Annotated in this window: 20 protein-coding genes; 11 read left to right on the top strand and 9 right to left on the bottom strand. The window is 63.3% G+C overall.

Annotated elements, in window-relative coordinates:
- Positions 1–17: 17 nt before the first annotated feature.
- Positions 18–305 (top strand): type II toxin-antitoxin system TacA family antitoxin, encoded by a 288-nt coding sequence (locus tag NKI16_RS02640; protein WP_023676524.1) that lies wholly within the window; start codon positions 18–20, stop codon positions 303–305.
- Positions 302–793, top strand: coding sequence for a GNAT family N-acetyltransferase (locus NKI16_RS02635; RefSeq protein ID WP_352623293.1), 492 nt, complete (start codon positions 302–304; stop codon positions 791–793). The genes NKI16_RS02640 and NKI16_RS02635 overlap by 4 nt, the downstream gene beginning before the upstream one ends.
- A gap of 26 nt (positions 794–819) precedes the next feature.
- On the opposite strand, the gene NKI16_RS02630 is transcribed toward NKI16_RS02635, so the two are convergent.
- From NKI16_RS02630 to NKI16_RS02595, 8 genes are all read right to left on the bottom strand, one after another.
- Entirely contained in the window at positions 820–1,602 is a 783-nt protein-coding gene (locus tag NKI16_RS02630) for an ABC transporter ATP-binding protein (RefSeq protein WP_031211730.1), read from the bottom strand.
- Positions 1,599–2,375: an ABC transporter permease gene (locus NKI16_RS02625; protein ID WP_023676527.1), complete on the bottom strand. Its 777-nt coding sequence runs from the start codon at positions 2,373–2,375 to the stop codon at positions 1,599–1,601. Before NKI16_RS02625 ends, NKI16_RS02630 begins: the two co-directional genes overlap by 4 nt.
- Before the next feature lie 71 nt (positions 2,376–2,446).
- Positions 2,447–3,397 carry an ABC transporter substrate-binding protein gene (locus tag NKI16_RS02620; RefSeq protein ID WP_352623292.1) on the bottom strand — a complete coding sequence of 317 codons (951 nt, stop codon included), beginning with the start codon at positions 3,395–3,397 and terminating at the stop codon, positions 2,447–2,449.
- A gap of 114 nt (positions 3,398–3,511) precedes the next feature.
- Positions 3,512–4,360 carry a DUF1194 domain-containing protein gene (locus NKI16_RS02615; protein WP_352623291.1) on the bottom strand — a complete coding sequence of 283 codons (849 nt, stop codon included), beginning with the start codon at positions 4,358–4,360 and terminating at the stop codon, positions 3,512–3,514.
- A gap of 100 nt (positions 4,361–4,460) precedes the next feature.
- Positions 4,461–5,423, bottom strand: coding sequence for a site-2 protease family protein (locus tag NKI16_RS02610; protein ID WP_352623290.1), 963 nt, complete (start codon positions 5,421–5,423; stop codon positions 4,461–4,463).
- A gap of 7 nt (positions 5,424–5,430) precedes the next feature.
- Positions 5,431–7,992, bottom strand: a complete 2,562-nt coding sequence (locus NKI16_RS02605; RefSeq protein ID WP_352623289.1) for a GcvT family protein — start codon at positions 7,990–7,992, stop codon at positions 5,431–5,433.
- A gap of 268 nt (positions 7,993–8,260) precedes the next feature.
- Positions 8,261–8,524 carry a hypothetical protein gene (locus NKI16_RS02600; RefSeq protein ID WP_023676533.1) on the bottom strand — a complete coding sequence of 88 codons (264 nt, stop codon included), beginning with the start codon at positions 8,522–8,524 and terminating at the stop codon, positions 8,261–8,263.
- A gap of 156 nt (positions 8,525–8,680) precedes the next feature.
- Entirely contained in the window at positions 8,681–11,170 is a 2,490-nt protein-coding gene (locus tag NKI16_RS02595) for a mechanosensitive ion channel family protein (RefSeq protein WP_352782381.1), read from the bottom strand.
- A 269-nt stretch (positions 11,171–11,439) separates the two neighbouring features.
- Between NKI16_RS02595 and NKI16_RS02590 the strand changes: the two genes are divergently transcribed.
- The 4 genes from NKI16_RS02590 to NKI16_RS02575 are packed head-to-tail and all read left to right on the top strand — an operon-like array spanning position 11,440 to position 16,580.
- The gene (locus NKI16_RS02590) at positions 11,440–12,699 is read left to right on the top strand and encodes a sarcosine oxidase subunit beta (RefSeq protein ID WP_352623300.1); all 1,260 of its coding nucleotides are present in this window, start codon (positions 11,440–11,442) and stop codon (positions 12,697–12,699) included.
- 11 nt (positions 12,700–12,710) lie between these two features.
- A complete protein-coding gene (locus NKI16_RS02585; protein ID WP_023676536.1) occupies positions 12,711–13,007 on the top strand; it encodes a sarcosine oxidase subunit delta in 297 nt (98 codons plus the stop codon).
- Positions 13,004–16,000, top strand: a complete 2,997-nt coding sequence (locus tag NKI16_RS02580) for a sarcosine oxidase subunit alpha (RefSeq protein WP_352623287.1) — start codon at positions 13,004–13,006, stop codon at positions 15,998–16,000. The genes NKI16_RS02585 and NKI16_RS02580 overlap by 4 nt, the downstream gene beginning before the upstream one ends.
- Positions 15,993–16,580 (top strand): sarcosine oxidase subunit gamma, encoded by a 588-nt coding sequence (locus NKI16_RS02575; protein ID WP_023676538.1) that lies wholly within the window; start codon positions 15,993–15,995, stop codon positions 16,578–16,580. Before NKI16_RS02580 ends, NKI16_RS02575 begins: the two co-directional genes overlap by 8 nt.
- A 19-nt stretch (positions 16,581–16,599) precedes the next feature.
- Here the strand turns inward: NKI16_RS02575 and NKI16_RS02570 are convergent, their stop codons facing one another.
- Complete coding sequence (locus NKI16_RS02570) at positions 16,600–17,298, bottom strand: nitroreductase (protein WP_352623286.1); 699 nt, start codon at positions 17,296–17,298, stop codon at positions 16,600–16,602.
- Between the two features lie 269 nt (positions 17,299–17,567).
- On the opposite strand from NKI16_RS02570, the gene NKI16_RS02565 reads away from it, so the two are divergent.
- The 5 genes from NKI16_RS02565 (at position 17,568) to NKI16_RS02545 (ending at position 25,240) form a co-directional block, all read left to right on the top strand.
- A complete protein-coding gene (locus tag NKI16_RS02565) occupies positions 17,568–18,161 on the top strand; it encodes a helix-turn-helix domain-containing protein (protein ID WP_352623285.1) in 594 nt (197 codons plus the stop codon).
- A 77-nt stretch (positions 18,162–18,238) separates the two neighbouring features.
- Positions 18,239–20,692, top strand: coding sequence for a GcvT family protein (locus NKI16_RS02560; RefSeq protein WP_352623284.1), 2,454 nt, complete (start codon positions 18,239–18,241; stop codon positions 20,690–20,692).
- The gene (locus tag NKI16_RS02555; RefSeq protein WP_023676541.1) at positions 20,689–21,588 is read left to right on the top strand and encodes a homocysteine S-methyltransferase family protein; all 900 of its coding nucleotides are present in this window, start codon (positions 20,689–20,691) and stop codon (positions 21,586–21,588) included. Before NKI16_RS02560 ends, NKI16_RS02555 begins: the two co-directional genes overlap by 4 nt.
- The gene (locus tag NKI16_RS02550; protein WP_023676542.1) at positions 21,588–22,769 is read left to right on the top strand and encodes a pyridoxal phosphate-dependent aminotransferase; all 1,182 of its coding nucleotides are present in this window, start codon (positions 21,588–21,590) and stop codon (positions 22,767–22,769) included. The genes NKI16_RS02555 and NKI16_RS02550 overlap by 1 nt, the downstream gene beginning before the upstream one ends.
- Entirely contained in the window at positions 22,766–25,240 is a 2,475-nt protein-coding gene (locus NKI16_RS02545; RefSeq protein WP_352623283.1) for a GcvT family protein, read from the top strand. Before NKI16_RS02550 ends, NKI16_RS02545 begins: the two co-directional genes overlap by 4 nt.
- Positions 25,241–25,248: the final 8 nt, after the last annotated feature.

The following is a 25,248-nucleotide window of genomic DNA, read 5'->3' as shown; positions in this document are numbered from 1 at the left end:
TCAATCGAGAGGTACCAATGACCAGAACCACCAGATCGGAAAAACTGGACTTGCGCCTTACCCCCCAGGCAAAGCGTACACTCGCAACCGCCGCCGCTACTGAACGCCGTTCGCTCAGCGATTTCGTGCTTGAAAGCGCGCTTGCGCGAGCCGAAGAAACATTAGCCGACCGGCGCAGCTTCCATCTCGACGCCGAAAAATGGGTCGCGTTCATGGCAGCGCTCGACGCGCCAACGCGTGATCTCCCCCGCCTCAAGCACCTATTGAACGAACCAAGCATCTTTTCCGGTCGCGATCCAGCGTGAGCGAATTCCAGATCGAGAAACTGGCCCGCACGCATTTGGTGGACATGTTCGACTGCGGTGAAGAACCGCTCAATCGCTTTCTCGTACGCTATGCATTCCAAAACCAGCAAGCCAATGCTTCGCAGACCTACATTGGTCTCTCTGGCGAAGATGTGATCGGCTTTTATACCCTGGTCGTTGGTGAAGTTAAATATGAGGGCGCGCCCGAGCGATTGACGAAAGGTCTCGCACGCCATCCGGTGCCTGTAATGCTGCTGGCGCGTCTTGCGGTCAGTCTGGACTGGCAAGGCAAAGGCGTCGGCGGCGGACTGTTGCGCGATGCCGTCCTGCGCAGTTTGCAGGCGGCCGATATTGCAGGTATCCGCAAGGTCGTCGTCCACGCCAAGAACGACGGCGCCCGCACGTTTTACGAGCGCTACGGATTCGCGCAATCGCCGACGGACCCGCTGCATCTTTACGTGCTTATCAAGGACTTACGAAGTCTCTGAGCCGTTCAGGCGCCTTGCTGACCCGACTATATCTGCGCCGTGCGCATCGCCTCGACGCGGATATCTTCTGTCAGCCGCGCCTTCAGTGCCGAAAACTCCGGGCTGGTCTTCAGCGTGTAGTGGCGCGGATGCGGCAGGTCGACGGCAACGTCCGATTTGATGCGGCCCGGCCGTGCCGTCATCACGACCACGCGCGACGCCATGAAGATCGCCTCCTCGATGTCGTGGGTGACGAACAGCACCGTTTTTTGCCGGCGCTCCCAGATGCCGAGAAGCAGTTCCTGCATCAGCCCGCGGGTCTGGTTGTCGAGTGCGCCGAACGGCTCGTCGAGCAGCAGGATCTCCGGATCGTTGGCCAGTGCCCGGGCAATCGCGGTGCGCTGCTGCATGCCGCCGGAAAGCTGCTTCGGCCAATGGTTTTCAAAACCTCTCAGCCCGACGAGATCGACGTAAGAAGCGACGATTTCGCTGCGCTCGTGCTCGGCCATTCCACGTTCGCGCAGGCCGAAGGCGATGTTCTCGGCGACCGTCAGCCACGGAAACAGCGTATAGGACTGGAAAACCATGCCGCGGTCTGGACCGGGCCGGTCCACCACCCTGCCGTCGAGCAGAACACGTCCCCCACTCGGCGCTTCGAGGCCGGCGACGATCCTGAGCAGCGTCGACTTTCCACAGCCGGATGGCCCCAGGATGGTGATGAAGTCGTTGGCGGCGACCGCCAGATCGATCGGCATCAGCGCCTTGACCGGCTGCCCACCGCCGACACCGGCGAAGGTGCGCGAGACGCTTTCGATGAGCAGCTTGCTCACGCCAGGCTCCATGGAAACAGCCAACGGTTGAGCGCCTTGAAGGCGAAATCGGACAACAGCCCGATCAGGCCGATGACGATGATGCCGAAGATGATCTGCCCTGTCGCCAGCCGCGACTGGCTGTTGATGATCATGTAGCCGATGCCCGACGACGAGCCGATCAGCTCGGCGACGATGACATAGGTCCAGGCCCAGCCGAGGACCAGCCGCAGGGTCTCGGCAATCTCCGGCGCATTGGCCGGCATGATCACGCGCCGCACGATGCCGTTGTCGGACGAGCCAAGCGTGTAGGCCGCCTCGACCAGGTCGCGCCGTGTGCCGCCGACCTTGACCGCGATGATCAGGATGATCTGGAACACCGAGCCGACGAAGATCACCAGCAGTTTTTCGAGCTCGCCAACGCCCGCCCACAGGATGAGCAGCGGGATGAAGGCCGATGCCGGCAGATAGCGGGCGAAGGAGACGAACGGCTCCAGGAACGCCTCCACGGGCTTCCAGGCACCCATCACGATGCCGAGCGGCACGGCAACGATGGCCGCCATCAGGAACCCGCCGAAGACGCGCCAGATGGTGATAAGGATGTCGAGCCAGAAGCGGTCCTCGACCAGCAGCCGCCAACCGTCTCTCACCATCGACAGCGGATCGGCAAGGAAAATGCGATTGACGTGGCCGCCAAGCGTGATCCACGCCCAGAACGCCACGAACAGCACGAAGAACGAAATGCCGAGCACGGTTCGAATGCCCGGCGAGACCGGATGCAAGGGGCGCGGCATCTTCGACCGTCCTCTGATCTGAATGAAAAAGCGGCGGCGCACGCGCCGCCGCCGGGCGACAATCCTGCCGGTTAGTCGGCGACGGCGCTGGTGTCGGCCAATGTCGAGACGTCAGGCGCTTCCTTGATCAAACCCATCTGCAGCAGAAGCTCGCCGGCGGTCTTGGAAAAGTCCTGGAATTCCTTGGTGAAGAACTGCTTGTTTTCAGCCTTGTCGGCCCATTTCAGGTATTTGGCCGACTCTTCGAATTCCTTGGCCGACTGCTTCACGTCGGCACCCATCGTCTCATAGGATTTCGCCGGATCGCTCTTGATCAGGTCGAGTGCCTCGAAATAGCTGTCGGCAAGCGCCTTGCCCGCATCCGGATTGGCCTTAAGGAACTCCGGCGTGCAGCCGACCGTATCGAGCACCATCGGATAGTCGAGAGTGGTCACAAGGATATGGCCCTGGTCGGACTTTTCGCGCACCGCCGAGATGAACGGCTCATAGGTGACCGCCGCATCGTTCTGGCCGGCGAGAAACGCCTGCGCCGCCGCATCCGGCTCCAGGTTGACGACCGTCACGTCCTTGGTCGACATGCCGTTCTTGTTGAGCACCCAGGCCAGCATGAAATAGGGCGAGGTGCCCGGCGCCGAAGACGCGACCGACTTACCTTTGAGATCGGCGACGGTCTTGATGTCGTTGCGGGCGACGATGCCGTCGGCGCCGTAGGATTTGTCGAGCTGGAATATCTGCTTGGTCGTCACGCCATTGGCGTTCCAGACCAGCCAGGTCTCGACCGTGGTGGCGGCGCATTGCAGGTCGCCGCTGGCGATGGCGAGCGGCCGGCTGGCTTGCGGCACCTTCCTCAAGGTGACGTCGAGGCCGTGCTTTTCGAAGATGCCGGCCTGCTTGGCGAGCGTCAGCGGCGCAAAGCCGGTCCATCCACTGATGCCGATGCTGACCGATGTGGCGGCCATCGCCGGCGCGGACAATCCGACGGCAAGCGTCAAGCTTGCGGCAAGAATTCCGATCCTGTTCATGTCGGTTCCCCTTTTATGTGTTCGGATGCGGAATTGTGTCACAGACGCCCGCAGGCTTGTCAATGAAGCAGATGCTGCACTGCGGTATGTCACCATCGACAGCAAACTCCGCCATCAGCGGCTGTTGTATATCCAGCTGCGGTCGCGCCACATTTTTTCGCCGACCAGGCAGTCGGTGACGGGGATGTCCTGTGCCAGCACCAATGGCGGATGCGCCGCCTCTTCCGCCGCTCGCTCCGGCGAGGCCGGACCGGCAAGCTCCAGCACCAGCTTGCGGCGGATGGCCTCCGGAAACTGCGTCCAGTCATTGACCGGGATCATGAAGGATCCCGGCCCGCCGATGACACAGTCGCTGTAGTAGCGGTCGAGATTGTTGACATCGTAAGCGCTGCTGAACCCGCCCCTGGTCATCAGCGGCAGGCCGTTGACGGTGATGCCTTGCTTGATCACGGCGTCGCGGGTGATATCGACAGGTGCGCCCTGGTTGTTGGGGCCGTCACCCGAAATGTCGATCACCCGCTTGACGCCCTGGAAGCCGCTTTCAGCAAAGAGATCGCTGGCGAATTCCAGCGCGCCGGAGATCGAGGTGCGCCTGGCACTGGCCGGCGGATGAGCGGAAAGCTGCGCTGCCAGCCGCTCGGCGTCGGCACGATTGGCGATCACCGTCCACGGCACGACGACCTGCTGCCAGGTCGCGCCAGCCCATTCGACATAGGTGACGGCAATCTTGCCATGAGCGCCTTCGCCGATTGCCTGCAGGACATCGTCATGCGTCAGCGCCGCCGCATAGCCATGACGCTGGATTTCGAGCTCGTCCGGCGACATGGACAGCGAAACGTCGACTGCCAGCACCAGTTCGACGTCGACCGGCTCGGCGGCGCGGGAGTTTGCAGCCAGCCATAGCACCGACGCCAGCGCGGCGGCACCCGAGACGAGATGTCTTGCACGGGCAAAACCAGACATGACGCACGGTAAGCGAAAATCGCCGATCGACAAAGAGAAAAGCCCGGTGGAGAGCCGGGCTCATTCGGTCACATTTTTGCGAACCGCCGGAAAACGAATTTCATTTGTGGATGCGGTGCCCGCCCCGCCCCCGCCACTCCACGGCCTTCTCGACATCCGTCTCGGAGGATGGGTCCGGCTTCGGTTTTCTAGCACCGACCCCGCGCGCTGCCCTCCAGTTCGGCTTGAATGACGGCGGAAGCCACAACAGAATACCTGCAACCGCGGCAGGCAAGATGATCGCAAAACGCAGAATTGAAAGTACGATGCCGCAGATGCCGACGATCTGCGCGGCCCGGCGGACGCCGAAGCGTCTCAGGAACAAATGTCTTGCAATCACGCCGCCATCCAGATCGTAGGCGGGCAGGATGTTGAGAATGATAAGTGACACGTTCAACAATGCGCCAATCCAAAGCGTCCATTCCAGAGGACCGGCCGACCTTGACGGCAGCCACCCGAATGGCCCTTCGGGCGCAACTGGGATGAGTTCTCCAAAAACCAGACAATAGGCCGCATCGAAAAACGCGGCGAGCGCGACGTTCGCCAGGGGACCCGCTATCGCAATCCGCGCCCAGGCAGGCGATGGCGCTGCGGCGCGTTTGAAACGCGTGAGCCCGCCGAAGAGATATAATTCTATCATGTCGGTGGCGACGCCTTGTCGGCGTCCGATCCAGGCGTGCGCCAGTTCGTGCAGAAATATCGACGCAAACAGAAGCGCTGCAAAGATAGAGGTATGGATCAGTGCATCCTTGGGTCGGCTCGCCCACTCGTTCAGGAAGGGCAGCACAATGGGAATTGCGAAGGTCCAGCTGACGCGAACCGGGATATTCCGGTTCAGCTGAAACACAAGCGCATCGTTTTTTCTGTCCCAGCCGATCCGCCGCAAAGGCACCCCCCAATCGCAGCGCGACGGAAAGCGAGAATCATCGCTCCACAAAGCGAAAAGCCCGACGATGAATCGGGCTTCTGCATTCAGGTCCTGCTGGCACTGCTCGGCTTGCCTGTGTGGAGAATCGGCAGGCAAGCAACGCTTAGCTGCGCGGATTGAGGTTCTCCGGGTCGTAGAGCGGCCTGTAGCCGACGGCGGCCACTTCGACCGGGTACTTCTCGCCGAAATATTCGACGCTCAGCTTGCGGCCCTCCTGGCAATACGCCCAGGGCAGGTAGGCGAGCGCGATGTTCTTGCCGAGGGTCGGACCATAGGCCACCGAGGTCGTGAAGGAGCGGCGGCCGAGCTCGTCGACGAGCGTCTCACCGGTTTGCGGGTCCATCACCGGCATCGTGCCAACCGGATAGCGGGGAACACCATTCGAATCTGTATTGTCCGTCATGATAAGCGTGCAAAGCATGGCCGGCTGATGCACCCGGGCGCGATATTCCAGATGCTTTGCCTTGCCGCAGAAATCGGCCTCCTTGACTTTCGGACGGGCAAGGTCGGCTTCCAGCAGATTGTATTCGGTCAAGAGGTCCGCGTTTTGCAGGCGCAGGCTCTTCTCCATGCGGCGGCTGTTGGCATAGGTCTCGACGCCAAAGGCCATCACGCCGGTCGACCGCAGCGCGTCCCAGACAGCCAGGCCGTCCTCGTAGCGCATATGCAGTTCCCAGCCTTGCTCGCCGACATAGGAGATGCGGAAGGCGGTCACGTCCTTGCCGGCGATCCTGACGGGCTTGATCGCGGCAAAGGGAAAATTCTCAGGCGTCAGTCCGTCGGGGTTTTCCACGACCTTGCCCAATGTTGCCCGCGCGTTCGGACCCCAGATGCCGACGGTCACATATGTCTCGGTCACATCGGTGACGGTAACGTCGAAGCCTTTGTCCTCTGCCGTCCGGCGCATGTACTGGAAGTCGCGCGGCCCGGCATCGGCGCCGTCGATGACGCGGCAGCGGTCGGCCATGCGGATGACGGTCAGGTCGGCACGCACCATGCCTTCCTCGTCGAGGAAATGGGTATAGATGCCCTTGCCGATATTGCCGTCGCCGCCGATCTTTGCCGCGCACAGCCATTCCATCAGCGCGACATGGTCCGGGCCTTCCACGTCGTACATGGCGAAATGCGACAGGTTGACGATGCCGCAATCCTCGCTCATGGCGAGATGCTCGGCATTCGAGACGCGCCAGAAATGGCGGTTGTCCCATTCGTTTTGGCGCACCGGCACCCGGTTGCCGTATTTCTCGAGCAGATGCTCGTTGGCGGCGTAGCCGTGGGCGCGCTCCCAGCCGCCGAGCTCCATGAAATAGCCGCCGAGTTCCTTTTCGCGCTCCCAGAAGGGCGAGCGGCGGACATTGCGGGCCTTGGAGAAGGGCTCGCGCGGATGCACCGCCGGGTTGTAGACCTTCATCGCCGTTTCGGTGCAGCGGTCCCAGATGAACTGCTCTTTGGTCTGGTGCGGATAGAAGCGCGAATAGTCGATGGCGTGGCGGTCGATCGCCGTGCGGCCGTCCGTCATCCAGTCGGCGATGAGCTTGCCCATGCCGGGGCCGTCCTTGACCCAGATCGCCACGGCATACCATAGGCCCCTGACCTTCTGGCTTTCGCCCATCGAGGGGCCGCCGTCCGCCGTCACCTGCAGCAGGCCGTTGAAGGAATGGCTCTCATTGTAGCCCAGCTCGCCCAGGATCGGCGTCAGTTCCATGGCGCGCTCGAGGGGCGCCATGATCTGCTCCATGTCGAGATCGCGTTGCGACGGCGAAAGCCGCGCCTCGTTTTTCTCGAGAATATCGCGCGGATGGCAAAGGCGCGGATTGGTCTCTTCGTAATAACCCCATTCGATCTGCCCGCCTTCGGCGGTCTTGGGATCGCCGGTATCGCGCATGTAAGCCGAGTTGCCCTGGTCGCGCAGCAGCGGCCAGCCGATCTCCTTGCCGGTGCCGGCGAACTCAGTGTACGGCCCGAAGAAGGTAAGCGGATGGTCAATCGGCATGACCGGCAGGTCCTCGCCCGCCATTTCCGCGATCAGCCGTCCCCAGATGCCGGTGCAGACCACGACATAGTCGGCTTCGATGGTGCCGCGGTCGGTCACCACGCCCTTGATACGGCCGTTCTCGATGACGAGCGACCTGGCCGACGTATTGGCAAACGCCCTGAGTGTGCCGGAAGCTTCCGCCTGGTCGACAAGCTTGCCGGCGACGGTCTGCGAGCGCGGGATGACGAGGCCGGCGTCGGGATCCCACAGGCCGCCCTGTACCATCTGTTCTTCGATCAGCGGGAATTTTTCCTTGATCTCGGCGGGATCGATCAGGCGGGCGCGTGTGCCGAAGGCCTTCGCCGAGGCGATCTTGCGCTTGATCTCCGCCATACGGGCGTCGTCGCCGACGCGGGCGACCTCGAGGCCGCCGATGCGCGCGTAGTGACCCATCTTTTCGTAGAAATCGATGGAATAGAGCGTCGTCCAGCACGACAGGAAATCATGGCTGGTCGTGTAGCAGAAGTCGGAGGCATGCGCCGTCGAGCCGATATCCGTCGGGATGCCCGATTTGTCGATGCCGACAATATCGTCCCATCCGCGCTCGATCAGGTGATGGGCGACCGATGCGCCGACGATGCCGCCCAGCCCGACGATGACGACCTTCGCCTTTTCCGGAAACCCTGCCATTGCCCGCGACTCCAAGATGCTATTGCGAGCAGACTATAGGGCGGCGCGGCGCCGCGCTTGCAGCCTGTTTGCGACATCGCCAAAAAAGCCCGCGCCACCAGCCTGTCGAATGCAGTTAGACCTACGCCTTCGCCCTGCTCGGTACGAAGGCGCTGCTAGAGCCCGTCCTGCGCAGCTTCGAAGAAAAGTGCATACCTTCATCACCGATTACCGGAAGCAAATAAAAGGCCGGGCGTTTGCCCGGCCTTCAAAAATCATGGCGTCGACTTTACTTGATGCGCGCAACGCCGCCCGAGATCTCAATGGTTTCCGAACCGGTCAGCGCCTCGAGGTCGCCATTCGGCAAGGTAACAAAACAGCCGCTCGGGCAAAATTCCACGGTTTCGCCAGCGGCCAGCGCCAGCTCGGTCTTGCCGCCGCCTTCCGTCACGATCAGCGTGCGGGTCTCGGCGTCCTTGTTGACCGCGCTGGCGGCATGGGCCGAACCGCCCACGGCCAGAAAAGCGATGGCGGCGACGAGAGACTTCCACATTTTGCAGTATCGGTGTTGCCACCGCCCCTGTTGCATTTCGCAAGGCATTCTCGCCGTTTGCAGGTGAGCTTATATGCAATGCAAGCTGAACGGCAACTGAATGCCGCATTCATGCCGCAATTGGTTTCCGAAGGCTTGAAGGCAAGCTCGAATCAGCTAGTCAGGATCGGGCTTCCGTACCTTGCGTCCCGACTTGGCGAGACGTTTCGCCTCGACCGCCGCTAGGGCTTTTGCTTGTTCCCGCTCGGCGAATTCGACTTCGATCTTGTCGTCGTCGATCGGCCACGCCTCGTGCTTTTTGGTCTCGACGACGGCGCGCGGTGTCGACGGAATTTCGATATGCTGGTCGGCGAACACATCGAAGATGGCAAAGCGGATGTCGTTCTGGACGATATTGCCACTAAGAACGTCTGCCAGGAATACGCGGATCTCGAATTCGAGCGCGGCCGGGCCGAAATTGGAAAACAGCACAAAGGGTTCGGGGTTTTTCAGCACCAGCGGATGACTGCGCGCGATCTCCAACAGGACGCCATGCACGTGCTTGATGTCGCTGCCATAGGCGACGCCGACCTTGATATCGATGCGGCCGAGCTTGTTGCGGTGCGTCCAGTTGCCGACCGCATTGTTGATCAGGTTTGAATTGGGCAGGATCACCGACTGCCGCTGGAACGTTTCGATCTCGGTGGCGCGCACGCTGATCTTCTTGACCGTGCCGCTGATGTCACCGGCAACGATCCAGTCGCCGACCTTGAACGGCCGCTCGGCCAAAAGGATCAGGCCCGAGACGAAGTTGGAGACGACATTCTGCAGGCCAAAGCCGATGCCGAGAGACAGGGCGCCGGCGACCAGCGCGAGATTGGAGAGGTCGATACCGGCCGCCGAGATGCCGACCAGTGCCGCGACCGCGACGCCGGCATAGCCGACCGCCAGCCGGATCGAATTGCGCACACCGGTGTCGACCCGGCCGCGCGCCATCACCGAACCGTCGAGCCAGCCCTGGAACCAGCGCGTCAGGAAATAGCCGATGATGAAGACGACGACGCCAGTGAGAATGCCGGTGACCGAGATCGTCACCGAGCCTATGGTGAGGCCCGTCGCCAATTTGTAGGCCCAGGCCTGGATGTCGCCGGGCTGGAAGCCCCACATCAACAGGATCAGCGGCAGGAACACCAGCACGATCATGATGTTTATGGCGGCGCTGACGACAAGCCCGAGCTGGTCGAGCGCGGTCTCTTCGGAGCTTGAATTGGCCGCTAGCCAGCGCCCGATCGAAGTGTTGGCGAAGCCACCTTCCATGCCGATCGCCCGCGCCGACAGGAAGCCGATATAGGCGGTCACCAGGATAGTGCCGGTAACCACGACCTGCACCGAGACGAAAATAGCAAGGCCGATAAAGCCGAGCAGCGCCGACGCTATGGTGAATAGCCCTAGCGCGACGGCGGTGTAGCGCAGCCATTGCGGCCACGGGCGCCAGCTCCCGTCGGCAGCCTTGAACGGCTTCAGCAGCCCCATCAGGATCAGGATGACGCCGACGCTGATGGTGGCGACAAAGCTTCTGGCGATGGTCAGCGATAGCGGCGAGCCCATCTTGTCGTTGACGACCGACAGGAAATAATTGATGCCGATGGCGACGGCCATGGCAGTCGTCAGCCGCACCAGCCAGCGCGCCGGGCCGGTTTCGACCGGGATCAGACGCCAGTTCGGCAATCGCGGTTCCAGCGCCGCATTGGTCAGCCGGTTGACGCAGAACACCACCGCGATAACGGCAACCAGCGAATTCAGGAAGATGCCGATGTCGCCGCGCAAGACATTGTAATAATTGAAGAAGAAGACCGTCGAGATAAGGAAGGCGCCAACCGCCAGCGACGGCAGCAATGTCGACCAGAACGCCACCGACAGGCGGCTGAGATAGGATGGATCCTCGACGGAAGGATCGGCTTCGAAGACGCGGCCGAACAGGCGCCGCCCGCCGACAAAAAGCACGGCGGCCAGCGCAAGCGCCATCAACGTCGCGGCAAGAATTGCCTGGAACTTGAACTTGAAGGCGAAGCTCAGCCAGGACGACACCGCTTTGTAGAAACTGGTAAATTCGTCGTTGGCATCGGAGATGACCTCCGGGCTCAATGCATCGGACAGCACGTAGCGCTTGGTGAGCTGATTGCGGAACAGCTCGCTGCGCATGTTGCCGATCTTCTCGATCAGCCCGCTGATGCGGATCGACAGGTTCTGCGCGCTGGCAATGACGGCGTTAATCTGGGCTTTTTCGGAAGCCAGCGCCTGGCGTTCACCGGTCACGATGTCAGGCTCGGCCGGCTGGCCCGCGGCCGGCGGAGGTCCCAGCGTCTCGATCCGATCGTTGATATCGCCGAGACGCGAGCGGAACGCCAGCGCGCTGGTGAGCGCCGCCCGCGACAGATCCTCCAATTGCAGGCGGATTTCCACCAGGGTGGCATCGTCTTGGCCGTCCTGCTGTATCTTCTTCTCGAGATCGTCGGTTTTGGCCGTCAGGCTCTGGATGACCTTCTGCTGGTCTGTGACCAGCCCGGCGGCACCCTGCCCGAGCGCCTGCGCCATCGCGTCGAACGACGGCGGCGCCGAGACAACAAGTGCAGCGATCAGGACCAGGCGGAGTAAACGAAAGAACATGATTTTTCTGGCGACTCGCGGGCGGCAGAGGCAGTTTTGAAGCACGTCCTTGATAAAGACGCTCATATCACGGGGCAAGTCATCCCAGGCGGCTCGTTTTCGAAGTCCGCCAATCGAAGTCGGCCAATCCAGTCGAAGTCGGCCAATCCAGTCGAAGTCGGCCAATCCGGTCGAAGTCGGGGAGTCGAAAAGCGATGGCGCAATCTTGGCTTTGCGTTGGCGGCCTGCTCTATAGTCTGCCGCAAAGCCTGAAATGGATGACAATAAGAATGGCGGAATATTCGGCCTTTTCGCTTCTCAAGAACGCGCTGACCGGAAACAAGGACTGGAAGCCGGCCTGGCGCAAGCCCGACCCGAAGGCGTCCTACGACGTGATCGTCATCGGCGGCGGCGGCCATGGCCTGTCGACCGCTTACTATCTCGCCAAGGAGCACGGCATCACCAATGTCGCGGTGCTGGAGAAGGGCTGGCTCGGTTCCGGCAATGTCGGCCGCAACACCACGGCGGTCCGTTCCAACTATCTCCTGCCGGCCAACACCCGCTTTTACGAGCATTCGATGAAGCTGTGGGAGAACCTGGCCCATGACCTCAACTACAACGTCATGTTCTCGCAGCGCGGCTGCCTGAACCTCGCCCACACACCTGCTCAGCTCGACGACTATGCCCGGCGCGGAAACGCCATGCGCCATCTCGGCGTTGACGCCGAACTGATGACCACGGCCGAAATCGCGCGCCTGGTGCCGGCGCTCGACGTCTCAGCCACCGCGCGTTTCCCGATCGTCGGTGGCCTGATGCAGCGGCGCGCCGGCACCGCCCGCCACGACGCCGTCGCCTGGGGCTATGCGCGCGGCGCAGATCGCCGCGGCGTCGACATCATCGAAAATTGCGAGGTCACCGGCTTCCTGCGCGACGGCGACCGCATCACCGGCGTCACGACAACGCGCGGCGAAATCCGCGCAAAAAAGGTAGCGGTCGCGGTTGCCGGCAGCACCGGGCGGGTCATGCGGCTTGCCGGCATCGAGACGATGCCGATCGAGAGCCACGTGCTGCAGGCCTTCGTCACGGAATCGCTAAAACCGTTCATCGATACGGTCCTGACCTTCGGCATGGGCCATTTCTATATGTCGCAATCGGACAAGGGCGGCCTTGTCTATGGCGGCGATCTCGACGGCTACAACAGCTACGCCCAACGCGGCAGCCTGCCGATCGTCGATGAGGTGATGAGCGAGATGCTGGCGCTGTTCCCTGGGCTGGCCCGTGTCCGCATGCTGCGCTCATGGGGCGGCGTCTGCGACATGTCGATGGACGGCTCGCCAATCATCACCACCGGTCCGCTGCCGGGCATGTATCTCAACTGCGGCTGGTGCTATGGCGGCTTCAAGGCGACGCCGGCTTCCGGCTGGTGCTTTGCCTGGACCATTGCCAAGGACGAGCCGCACGGTCTCAACGCGGCCTTCACGCTCGACCGCTTCTACCGCGGCCTGGTGATCGACGACAAGGGCCAGGGCGCCACGCCCGGGCTGCATTAGGTTAGAGATCCATGCTCATCACCTGCCCCTATTGCGGCCCGCGCGACGTGATCGAATTCACCTATCAGGGCGACGGCAATCGCCAGCGCCCACAGCCCGCCTCGCAGAACCTCGACGCCTGGAACGCCTATGTCTACGACCGGCTTAATCCAGCCGGCGACCACAATGAGATCTGGCAGCATTCCGGCGGCTGCCGCGCCCATCTCAGGGTCGTGCGCAACACGCTGACGCACGAGATCTCCAGCACCGCGTTCGCGCGCGGCGACCACAACTCGGTTGCGCGGCACCGGGCCGAGGACAAGCCATGAGCCCGCGCCGTACAGAGGCCGGGGGCCGCATCGACCGGCTGCGGACCATCCGTTTCACCTTCGACGGCGCGCCTTATACCGGCCATGCCGGCGACACGCTGGCTTCGGCGCTGCTGGCCAACGGCGTCACCCTGTTTGGGCGTTCGTTCAAATATCACCGCCCGCGCGGCCTGCTGACCGCCAGCGTCGAGGAACCGAACGCGCTGGTCACAGTGTTGAGGGGCGAGGTTCGCGAGCCGAACATCCCCGCCACAATGGTCGAGATTTATGACGGGCTGGCCGCAATCAGCCAGAACCGCTTCCCTTCGCTTGCCTGGGACATCAGTGCCGTGAACCAGCTCGGCGGCAAGCTTTTGTCGGCCGGCTTCTACTACAAGACCTTCATGGGACCGGTGATCGGTCCGCTGAAGGGCACTCGCTTCTGGATGTTCTGTGAGCATTTCATCCGCCGTGCCGCCGGCCTGGGCAAGGCAGGCACGGCTCCCGATACGGCGCGCTACGAACGCATGAACGCGTTCTGCGATGTGCTGGTAGTCGGCTCCGGCCCGGCGGGGCTGATGGCCGCCAGGGCGGCTGCCGATCAGGGTGCACGCGTCATCCTGGCCGAGCTCGAGCCGCATTTCGGCGGCTCGGCCAATTGGTCGGGCGAGACGATCGATGGCATGCCGGCCGCCGACTGGGCAGCGCGCGCCGCCGGCCAGCTCGAAGGCCGTGACAATGTCCGCCTGCTGCCGCGCACCACCGTCTGGGGCTATTATGACGGCAACACGCTTGCCGCGCTCGAACGTGTCACCGACCACAAGGAAACGCCCGGCAAGGGCGAATCGCGCCATCGCTACTGGACGATCCGCGCCAAGTCGGTGGTGCTGGCCACCGGATCCCTGGAGCGTCCGCTGGTCTTTCCAGGCAATGATCGGCCAGGCGTAATGCTGGCGCATGCTGCCGAGCGTTATGCCATTGAATATGGCGTGCTGCCCGGCGACAGGATCGGGCTGTTCACCAACAATGACAGCGCCTATCGCGCGGCCCTGGCGCTGAAGAAGGCCGGCGCCGTGGTCGTCGCCATCATCGACGTGCGCCCTGAGCTTTCGAGCGAAATGCGCAAGCTGGCCGGCGAGACCGAGGCCGAGATCCTTTCTGGCCACGCGGTGATCGCCACCGAGGGCGGCAAGGCGCTTTCCGGCTTCAAGGTGCAGCGCTTCGACATGGTCAACGGCGCGCTTTCCGGCGATGCGCGCAGCATCCACGCCGATTGCCTATTGATGTCGGGCGGCTGGTCGCCGACCATTCATCTGGCCAGCCAGGCCGGAGCCAAAGCGGAATGGAACGAAGCATTGCAAGCGTTCCTGCCGCCCAAGCCGACGACACAGCAATGGATCGGCGCCGGCGCCTTCACCGGCAGTTTCTCCACCGCCGAGGCGATCGCCGAAGGTCGCGCCGCCGGTCTTTCCGCTGCGGGCGCAACCGCCACGCCGGCGGCCTTGCCTGCCGTCGAAGCAGCACCTGGCGATCCCGATCCGGCGCCGGTGTTCGAGATCAAGGCCGAAGGAAAAAGCTTCGTCGACTTCCAGCATGACGTGACGGCGGATGACGTGCGGCTGGCGCATCGCGAAGGCTTCGTCTCGGTCGAGCATCTGAAGCGCTACACCACGCTCGGCATGGCAACCGACCAGGGCAAGAGCTCCAACATACCCGGCCTGGCCATAATGGCCGAGGCGCTGGGCAAGCCGATCCCGCAGGTCGGCACGACGCGCTTTCGCCCGCCCTTTTCGGCGGTGTCGATCGGCTCGCTAGCCGCCGAACGCTTCGGCGATCTGAAGCCCGAGCGGCTGACGCCGATGCATGACTGGCACGTCGCCAACGGCGCCACCATGTATTCCGCCGGCCTGTGGTATCGGCCGATGATCTACGGCCATCCCGGCGAGACGATCGAGCAGGCCTATGTCCGCGAAGCGAGAGGCACGCGCGAGAGCGCCGGCATCGTCGATGTCTCGACACTGGGCAAGATCGCGGTGCAAGGCCCCGACGCGGCGGAATTCCTCGACCGCCTATACACCAACATGTTTTCGACGCTGGCCGTCGGCAAGGCGCGCTACGGGCTGATGCTGCGCGAGGACGGTCTCGCCTTTGACGACGGCACCACGTGGCGCCTCGGCGAGCAGGATTTCCTGATGACCACCACCACCGCCAATGCCGGCAAGGTGATGCAGCATCTGGAATATTTCCTCGACGTGATCTGGCCGGCGCTGAAGGTCCACGTCACCTCGGTGACCGACCAATGGGCCGGTGCCGCCATCGGCGGGCCGAAGGCAAGGCAGATACTGGCTGCTTGCGTCAGCGGCACTGCCGTCGACAATGCCGCCCTGCCCTTCATGGGCATCGTCCACGGCGAAATCGCCGGCGTGCCGGTGATGATCTGCCGGCTGTCCTTCTCCGGCGAAATGGCCTTCGAGGTCTATTCCGGCGCCGGCTACGGCACCCATGTCTGGGAGGCGCTGATCGAAGCCGGCAAGCCGTTCGGGCTGGTGACCTACGGGCTGGAGGCGCTGGGCACCATGCGCATCGAGAAAGGCCACGTCACCGGTGCCGAGATCGACGGCCGTACCACGGCACGCGACCTGCATCTCGACTGGATGCTGTCGAAGAAGAAGCCGTTCATCGGTTCGGCGATGATGGACCGCGAGGGGCTGATCGCGCCCGACCGCCTGGAACTCGTCGGTATTGTTTCGCTCGACAACCAGCCGCTCAATGGCGGCGCACACATCGTCGAGGAGCTTGACGAAGCCAATCCGCACGGCTCGCTTGGCCACATCACCGCTTGCTGCTATTCGCCGGCGCTGGGTAAATATATCGCGCTTGCCCTGGTCAAGGGCGGCAAGGCGCGGCGCGGCACGCGCGCTTATGTCTCCGACCCGCTGCGCAACCGGTTCGGGCCGGTCGAGATCGTCTCCAACCATTTCTTCGATCCGGACGGGAGCCGCATGCATGGTTGAACGCCAATCGCCGCTTGAGCCGGTGCTGCATCCGGGCTCGCATGGCAATTTCGAGCATGGTGTCGAAATCATCCTCTCCGAAACCAGGCCGGGTTCGATCCTGCAGCTCGCCGCCTGGCCCGGCGAGGAGAAGAAGTTGATGGCCGGCATCCATGCGGTCACCGGCCTGGCTTTGCCCGACGGCGCCGGTGGCGGTGTGACGAACGGCGCCAGGTCGGTGTTCGGCTTTGCGCCGGGAAAGTTCACTGTGGTCGATGAAGCCGAGGGATTGGCGCCGGCCTTTGCCAGTGTCGTCACTTCGGCCATCGGTACGGTGACCGACCTTTCGCACGGCCGCACCGCGATCCGTATCGCCGGGCCGAAGGCCGAGTGGGTGCTGGCGAAATTCTTCGCCATCGACTTCGCGCTGCCGGCCTTCCCGATCGGCGCCGGCCGCTCGACCATGCATCACGACATCTTCGCGCAGATCCAGCGCACCGGCGCCGATCAGTTCGACATCTATGTGTTCCGCTCGTTTGCCCGCTCGTTCTGGAAAGCGCTCTGCCATGCGAGCGAGGAAGTCGGCTACGAAGTGCAGTAGAGCCGGACGGCGCTTCACGTCACTCCGCGAACGTCACCCACTCTTCCAGCGGCGCGCGGTCGGTGCGGAAGGCATTTTCGGGCTTGGACGTATCCTCGTGGCCGAGCGCCATGCCGCAGACGATGATCTCCTCGTCGGGAATGTTGAGCACCGGCCTGATCTGCCGGTGATAGGGCGCGAAGGCGGCTTGCGGACAGGTGTGCAGGCTCCTGCCCCGCGCGGCGACCATGATGTTTTGCAGGAACATGCCGTAGTCGATCCACGACCCCTTGTTCAGCCGCCGGTCGACGGTGAAGATCATGCCGACCGGCGCGTCGAAGAAGACGAAGTTGCGGTCGTGCTGCGCACGCATCCTGTCGACCTCGCGCCGGCCGATGCCGAGCACGCCGTAGAGGCCGAAACCGTTGGCCCGCCGTCGCGTCAGATAGGGTTCGAAGAACTGGTCGGGATAGTAGCGATACTCGTCCCACTCGGCCTTTTCGGCGCGGATGCCCGAGCTGAGGATGGCGTCGGTGATGCGCTGCTTGACCTCGCCCTTGGTCACATAGACTTTCCAGGGTTGCATATTGGTGCCTGAGGGCGCGCGCGCGGCAACGGCGAGAATATCGCGGATGATCTCGTCGTCGACCATATCGGGCAAGAAGGCGCGTACCGACCGCCGCGAGGTGATCGCGTCATCGACGATCGCCGCCGCAATCCGGGAGTTGTTTTCCAGCATGGGCCGTCCTTTTGCGTATGATCCCGAACCGATTTTCCGGAAGGATCATGCGCCGACTAGAAGTGATGGAGCATCCTTGCGCGTCTTTTTGAACGCCCGATAGCCTACCCGCCTCGACCGGACGCCCCACTCGCCGCTCGTGCGCCGAGCCTTTGCCCGAACCGTCAAAATGGCGCAAGTAAATCTTGTGGTTGCGTGAAAATCCTCTTGATTTTTTCATGAACCCGCCATCAAATGAAATTTGCTGAGAATTTTTCACCAAGACAGGGATGGCTTTGCCCTCAACCGCCGCCAGATCGGAACAGGACAGCGGCGAACGGCTGCTGGCCGGCGACATTCGCGCGTTGCGCAAGGCGCGCGGCTTGACGCTTGCTGAAATCGCACTGAAGCTCGGCCGTTCCGTCGGCTGGGTCAGCCAGGTCGAGCGCGGTCTGTCGGTCCCGTCGCTCGGCGATCTCAGGGCCTTCGCCGAATTGTTCGGCGTGCCGGTCAGCCTGTTCTTCAGCCATGACGTGCCTGTCGAGACCGAGCGCAGCGTGGTCGTGCGCGCCGGCAACCGGCGCACGCTTGGCACAAGCGATTCCGGCCTGGTGGAGGAGCTTCTGTCGCCCGATCTCGGCGGTAGCTTCGAGATGCTGCGTTCGGTCTTCGCTCCGGGTGCCGAGATGAAGGCCGAGGCGCGCCGGCCGACCGAGGAAGCCGGCTACGTCGCTTCGGGCAGTTTCGACATCGAAATTGCTGGCATCTGGCACCGGCTTGGCGAAGGCGACTCCTTCCGCTTCGACGGCAAGCCGTTCCGATGGCGCAATCCTGGAGCCGAGCCGGCTGTCGTCATCTGGGTGGTTTCGCCGCCTGTCTATTGAACGAATGCATGTCGCCCAAAAGTGCGTGGCGGTTTTGGGACAACGACATGCATCAAAACAAATAGTCGGAGAAGAACATGGCCGGTTTGCCGACCACGGCACGCGTTGTGATCATCGGAGGTGGTGCCGTCGGCGCCTCCTCGCTCTACCATCTCGCCAAGGCGGGCTGGACCGACTGCGTGCTTCTGGAGAAGAACGAGCTGACCTCCGGCTCGACCTGGCATGCCGCCGGCAACGTGCCGACTTTCTCCTCGTCATGGTCGCTGATGAACATGCAGCGTTATTCGACCGAGCTCTATCGCCGGCTGGCCGACGAGGTCCGCTATCCCATGAACTACCACGTCACCGGCTCGCTCAGGCTGGCCCATAGCGCGGAGCGCATGCAGGAATTCCAGCGCGCCAAGGGCATGGGCCGCTACCAGGGCATGGATATCGACGTGGTCGGGCTCGACGAGATTAAGCGCCGTTACCCCTTCATCGAGACGCATGAGCTGAAAGGCGCGCTCTACGATCCGAATGATGGCGATATCGACCCCGCGCAGCTGACCCAGGCACTGGCCAAGGGCGCGCGCGACATGGGCGCGAAGATCATCCGCTTCTGTCCGGTCACCGGCGTGAGCCGAGACAATCACGAGTGGGTGGTCGAGACGGCGCAAGGCGAGATCCGCTGCGAGATCGTCGTCAACGCCGCCGGCTACCGCGCCGCCGAAGTCGGCAGGATGTTCGGCCGCGAGGTGCCGATGATGGTGATGAGCCATCAATATATCCTGTTCGAGGAAATCCCCGAACTGGCGGCGTGGTCGAAGGAACAGGGCAAGAAGCTGCCGCTGCTGCGCGACGTCGATACGTCCTATTATCTGCGCCAGGAAAAGAACGGCATGAATCTCGGCCCCTATGAGCGCAATTGCCGCGCCCACTGGGTCGGCCACAACGACCCGATGCCCGACGACTTTTCCTTCCAGCTGTTTCCCGACGATCTCGATCGGCTGGAACATTACCTGGCCGATGCTGTCGCCCGCGTGCCGATCCTCGGCACCGCCGGCCTTTCAAAGGTCATCAACGGGCCGATCCCCTATGCGCCGGACGGCAACCCTCTGATCGGGCCGATGCCCGGCGTGCCCAACGCCTTCGAGGCCTGCGTCTTCACCTTCGGCATCGCCCAGGGCGGCGGCGCCGGCAAGGTGCTGGCCGAGTGGGTGACCGAAGGCCAGACCGAATGGGACATGTGGTCCTGCGATCCACGCCGTTTCACCGCCTTTGCCTCGGCCCCGGATTATTGCGTCGCCAAGGGCATGGAGATCTACGGCAACGAATATGCCATCCAGTTCCCGCGCCATGCCTGGCCGGCCGGGCGCGACCGCAAGCTGTCGCCGCTCCACGACCGCATCAAGGCACTCGGCGCCCGGTTCGATGCTTATAATGGCTGGGAACGCGCCACCTGGTATACGAACGCAGGCGACGACATCTCCGAAGAATCCACGCTGACCTTCCGCCGCGACGGGCCGTGGCAGCATCGTGTGCGCGAGGAATGCCTCGCCGTCCGCGATGCCGCCGGCATTCTGGACCTGCCGGGGTTCTCCCGTTTCAATCTCGACGGTCCGGGTGCCGCCGAATGGCTGAGCCTCCAGGTGACCGGCCTGGTGCCGAAACCCGGCCGCATCGGCCTCGTCTATTTTGCCGACGACAAGGGCCGCATCGTCACCGAAATGTCGGTGGTCCGCCACGACGAGAACCTGATGACGCTGATCACCGCCGCTGTGGCTCAGTGGCATGATTTCGAATGGCTGAAGTCGCGCATCCCGAAGGACGCCACATTCAAGCTGATCGACAGGACGGAGGAATACTCCACCCAGATCCTCGCCGGCCCCAACTCGCGAAAAATCCTCGCCGAACTCTGCGCAGCCGACCTCACCCTGCCCTGGCTGACGCATCAGGAAACCAGTATCGCCGGACGTTGGGCAAAGCTGGTGCGCGTGTCCTTCGCCGGCGAGCTCGGCTGGGAAATCCACAGCAAGGTCGACGATACCTTAGGCATCTTCGACGCCGTCTGGGCGGCCGGGAAGAGGCATAGACTAAAACCGTTCGGCATGTACGCGCTGGATTCGCTGCGGCTCGAAAAAGGCTACCGTACCTGGAAGGGCGACCTGTCGACCGACTACTCGATCCTGCAGGGCGGGCTGGAGCGATTCGTCAGATGGGATAAGCCCGACTTCCGCGGCAAGACGGCGCTGCAAAACGAGAAGCAGCAGGGCATCAAGAAGCGCTTCGTCACGCTGGTTGTCGAAAACCCCGGCGACTGCGATGCGCCCTACATGTCGACGCTGTGGCATGACGGCCGGATCGTCGGCGAGACGACATCCGGCGGCTGGGGTCATCGCATCGACAGGTCGATCGCGCTCGGCATGCTGCGCGCCGACCTCACCGAGCCGGGAACCGCGGTCGAGATCGAGATCTTCGGCGAACGTTTTCGGGCGGTCGTGCAGAAGGATGAGCCGTTATGGGATCCAAAGAACGAGAGGCTCAGAGCATGAAGAAAGTGATCCTCACCGATGGCGGCATGGGCCAGGAGCTGGTCCGCCGTAGCAGTTCCGAGCCGACGCCGCTGTGGTCGGCCAGGGTGCTGATCGACGAACCGGATCTGGTGCGCGACCTGCATGCGGAATTCATCCGCGCCGGCGCCCGCGTCATCACCATCAACACCTATTCAGCCACGCCGGAGCGGCTGGCACGCGAAGGCGCGGAAGAGCTGTTTAAGCCGCTGCAGAAGCGCGGCATCGAACTGGCAAGGCAAGCCCGCGACCAGGCCGGCGACGCGGCGATCGCCGGCTGCCTGTCGCCGCTGTTCGGCAGCTATGCGCCGGCGCTGACGATATCCTTCCAGGATACGCTCGACATCTATCGCCGTATCGTTGCCGAGCAGGCGGACGGCGTCGATCTGTTTCTGTGCGAAACCATGGCGTCGGCCGAAGAGGCGCGCGCCGCCGTCACCGCGGCGTCGGAAAGCGGCAAGCCCCTATGGGTGTCGTGGACGCTTGCCGACCACGGCACGCCGCGCCTGCGCAGCGGCGAAGCCATTGCGGCGGCGTCGGGCGCTCTTGCCGGCCTGCCCGTCGCGGCCCGGCTGATCAATTGCTGCCGGCCCGAAGCGATCGCTGCAGCGCTGCCCGAACTGATCGCTCTCGGCGGTCCGGTCGGCGCTTATGCCAACGGCTTCACCTCGATTGAGGCGCTCAAGCATGGCGGTACCGTGGAAGTGCTGCACGCCCGCCACGACCTTGATCCGGATGCCTATGCCGGCCAGGCGGTCGGTTGGGTCGAGGCCGGCGCCGGCATCGTCGGCGGCTGCTGCGAAGTCGGACCGGCCCACATCGCCGCGCTGCGCGACCGGCTCGAACAGGCCGGTTATGAAATTTCGGGAGCAGCATAATGCCCAGGCCATCATCGCGCATTTCCGGCATCGTGCCTTCGGGCAAGGATGGCTGGGAGGTTCATTCCGCTGCCTGGGCGCGCAAGCAGGCCGGCGAGGACATCATCATGCTGTCGGTCGGCGACCACGATTTCGACACGCCGAGCGAGACGATCGAAGCCTGCGTGACGGCGGTTCGCGCCAGCAATCACCACTACACGCCGCTTGCCGGCGTTCCACGCCTGCGCAAGGCGATGGCGGCGGCCTCGATGCGGTGCACCGGCGTTGCGACAAATCCCGACCAGGTCATCGCCACGCCGGGCGGGCAGGCCGCGCTTTACGCGGCCATTCAAGCGGTTCTCGACCAGGGCGACCATGCCATCGTCGTCGCGCCCTATTACGCCACCTATCCCAACACCTTCAGTGCGGCGGGCGCCGAGTTCAGCGTCGTCGAGACCCCCGCCGAGGATGGCTTTCAGCCGCGCGCCGCCGACATTCGCGCCGCCCTTCGGCCGAACACCCGCGCCATCCTGATCAACACGCCCAACAACCCCACGGGCGCCGTCTATTCGCGAGAGCGCCTGGAGGATCTGGCGCAGATCTGCCGCGAGCATGACCTATGGCTGCTGTCGGACGAGGTCTACTGGACGCTGGGCGGCGGCGAGCACGTCTCACCACGCTCGCTGCCCGGCATGGCGGAACGCACGCTGGTCATCAATTCGATGTCGAAGAGCCACGGCATGACCGGCTGGCGCATGGGCTGGCTGACCGGGCCCGAGGAGATGGTCTCGCTGCTGACCGACCTCAATCTGGTGATGACCTACGGCCTGCCGGCCTTCATCAGCCTCGCCTGCGCTGAGGCGCTCGAAAATGGTTACGGCGTCAAGGAGATCGCCGAGCGCTATGCCGCAAGGCGCGCCGTCGTTCTCGATGCCATGCGCGGTATGAACAACGTCACCGTGCGCGGCTCCGAAGGCGGCATGTATGTGATGCTCGACATATCGGCGATCGAGCCGGACGACGAAAAATTCGCCTGGGCTTTCCTCGACCAGGAGAAGGTCGGCGTCATGCCCGGCTCGAGCTTCGGCGAGGCTGCAGCCGGCCACATCCGCTTCAGCCTCTGCCAGCCTGAGCCGGTGCTGATGGAGGCCGCCACACGCCTGCGCCGCTTCGCCTCCTTCTATCGCCGTGAGGCCGCATGAGCGCCTCACCCACCAAAACCATTCCGACCAAGGCCATTCCCCCCAAAGCGAGGGCGGTCATCATCGGTGGCGGCGTCTCCGGCTGCTCGGTCGCCTATCATCTGGCCAAGCTCGGCTGGACCGATATCGTGCTGCTCGAGCGCAAGCAGCTGACGTCGGGCACGACATGGCACGCCGCCGGCCTGATCGGCCAGCTGCGCGGCTCACAGAACATGACGCGGCTGGCGAAATACTCGGCCGACCTCTACGTCAAGCTGGAGGCCGAGACCGATGTCGGCACCGGCATGCGCCAGGTCGGCTCGATCACGGTGGCGCTTACCGAGGAGCGCAAGCACGAGATCTATCGGCAGGCGTCTCTCGCCCGCGCCTTCGATGTCGATGTGCGCGAGATTTCGCCTCGTGAAGTCAAGCAGATGTACCCGCATCTCAATGTGTCAGATGTGGTCGGCGCCGTGCACCTGCCGCTCGACGGCCAGTGCGATCCGGCCAATATCGCCATGGCGTTGGCCAAGGGCGCGCGCCAGCGCGGTGCAACGATCGTCGAGAACGTCAAGGTGACCAAGGTCCATACCAGGGCCGGCCGCGTCACCGGCGTTTCCTGGGCGCAGGGCGACGAGCAAGGCCTGATCGAGGCCGATATCGTCGTAAACTGCGCCGGCATGTGGGCACGCGAACTTGGCACCCAGAACGGCGTCACCATCCCGTTGCACGCCTGCGAACATTTCTATCTCGTCACCGAGCCGATCCCCGGGCTCTCCCGCCTGCCGGTGCTGCGCGTGCCGGACGAGTGTGCCTACTACAAGGAAGATGCCGGCAAGATGATGCTCGGCGCTTTCGAGCCAGTGGCCAAGCCTTGGGGCATGAACGGCATAAGCGAGGATTTCTGCTTCGACCAGTTGCCGGAGGACATGGACCATTTCGAGCCGATCCTCGAAATGGGCGTCAACCGCATGCCGATGCTGGCCACCGCCGGTATTCACACCTTCTTCAACGGTCCCGAGAGTTTTACGCCCGACGACCGCTACTATCTCGGCGAGGCGCCGGAGCTTTCCGGCTACTGGATGGCGACCGGCTACAATTCGATCGGCATCGTCTCCTCCGGCGGCGCCGGCATGGCGCTGGCGCAATGGATCAATGATGGCGAAGCGCCTTTCGACCTCTGGGAGGTCGACATCCGCCGCGCCCAGCCGTTCCAGAAGAACCGCCGCTATCTCAAAGAGCGCGTCTCCGAAACGCTCGGCCTGCTCTACGCCGATCATTTCCCCTACCGGCAGATGGCGACCTCGCGGAACATAAGGCGCTCGCCGCTGCACGAACATCTGAAGGCGCGCGGCGCCGTGTTCGGCGAGGTCGCCGGCTGGGAGCGCGCCAACTGGTTCGCTAGGCCCGGCCAGGAGCGCGAATACCGCTATTCCTGGAAGCGGCAGAACTGGTTCGACAACCAGCGCGAGGAACATCTTGCGATCAGGAACGGCGTCGGCCTGTTCGACATGACTTCGTTCGGCAAGATCCGTGTCGAAGGCCGCGATGCCTGCGCCTTCCTGCAAAGGCTCTGCGCCAACGACGTGGACGTGGCGCCGGGCAAGATCGTCTATACCCAGATGCTCAACCAGCGCGGCGGCATCGAGAGCGATCTCACCGTCTCGCGACTGTCCGAAACGACCTTCTTGCTCGTCGTGCCCGGTGCGACGCTGCAACGCGACCTGGCCTGGCTGAGAAAACACCTTGCCGACGAGTTCGTCGTCATCACCGATGTGACGGCGGCCGAAGCCGTGCTTTGCCTGATGGGCCCGGATTCGAGAAAGCTGATCCAAAAGGTGAGCCCGAACGATTTCTCCAACGAGAACAACCCGTTCGGGACGTTTCAGGAGATCGAGATCGGCATGGGCCTGGCCCGCGCTCACCGCGTCACCTATGTCGGCGAACTCGGCTGGGAGCTTTATGTCTCGACCGACCAGGCTGCCCATGTCTTCGAAGCGATCGCGGAAGCCGGCACTGACGCCGGCCTGAAGCTATGCGGCCTGCATACGCTGGATTCCTGCCGCATCGAAAAGGCCTTCAGGCATTTCGGCCACGACATCACCGACGAGGACAATGTGCTGGAGGCCGGGCTGGGTTTCGCGGTGAAAACGGCCAAGGGCGAATTCCTTGGCCGCGATGCGGTGCTGACGAAGAAAGAAACCGGCCTGTCACGCCGGCTGGTGCAGTTCCGCCTGAACGACCCCGAGCCGCTGCTCTTCCACAATGAGGCGATCCTGCGCGACGGCACGATCGTCGGCCCGATCACCTCGGGCAATTACGGCCATCATCTCGGCGGCGCGATCGGGCTTGGCTACGTGACTTGCAAGGGCGAAAGCGAGGCGGACGTCCTGGCGTCGTCCTACGAAATCGAGATCGCCGGCGAGCGCTTTGCCGCCGAGGCCTCGCTCAAGCCGATGTACGATCCGAAATCGGAACGGGTGCGGATGTAACTCTTTTC

Source organism: Mesorhizobium sp. M0698 (assembly GCF_040320455.1).
Classification (GTDB): Bacteria; Pseudomonadota; Alphaproteobacteria; order Rhizobiales; family Rhizobiaceae; genus Mesorhizobium.
This window is presented reverse-complemented; position numbering and strand designations above follow the sequence as displayed.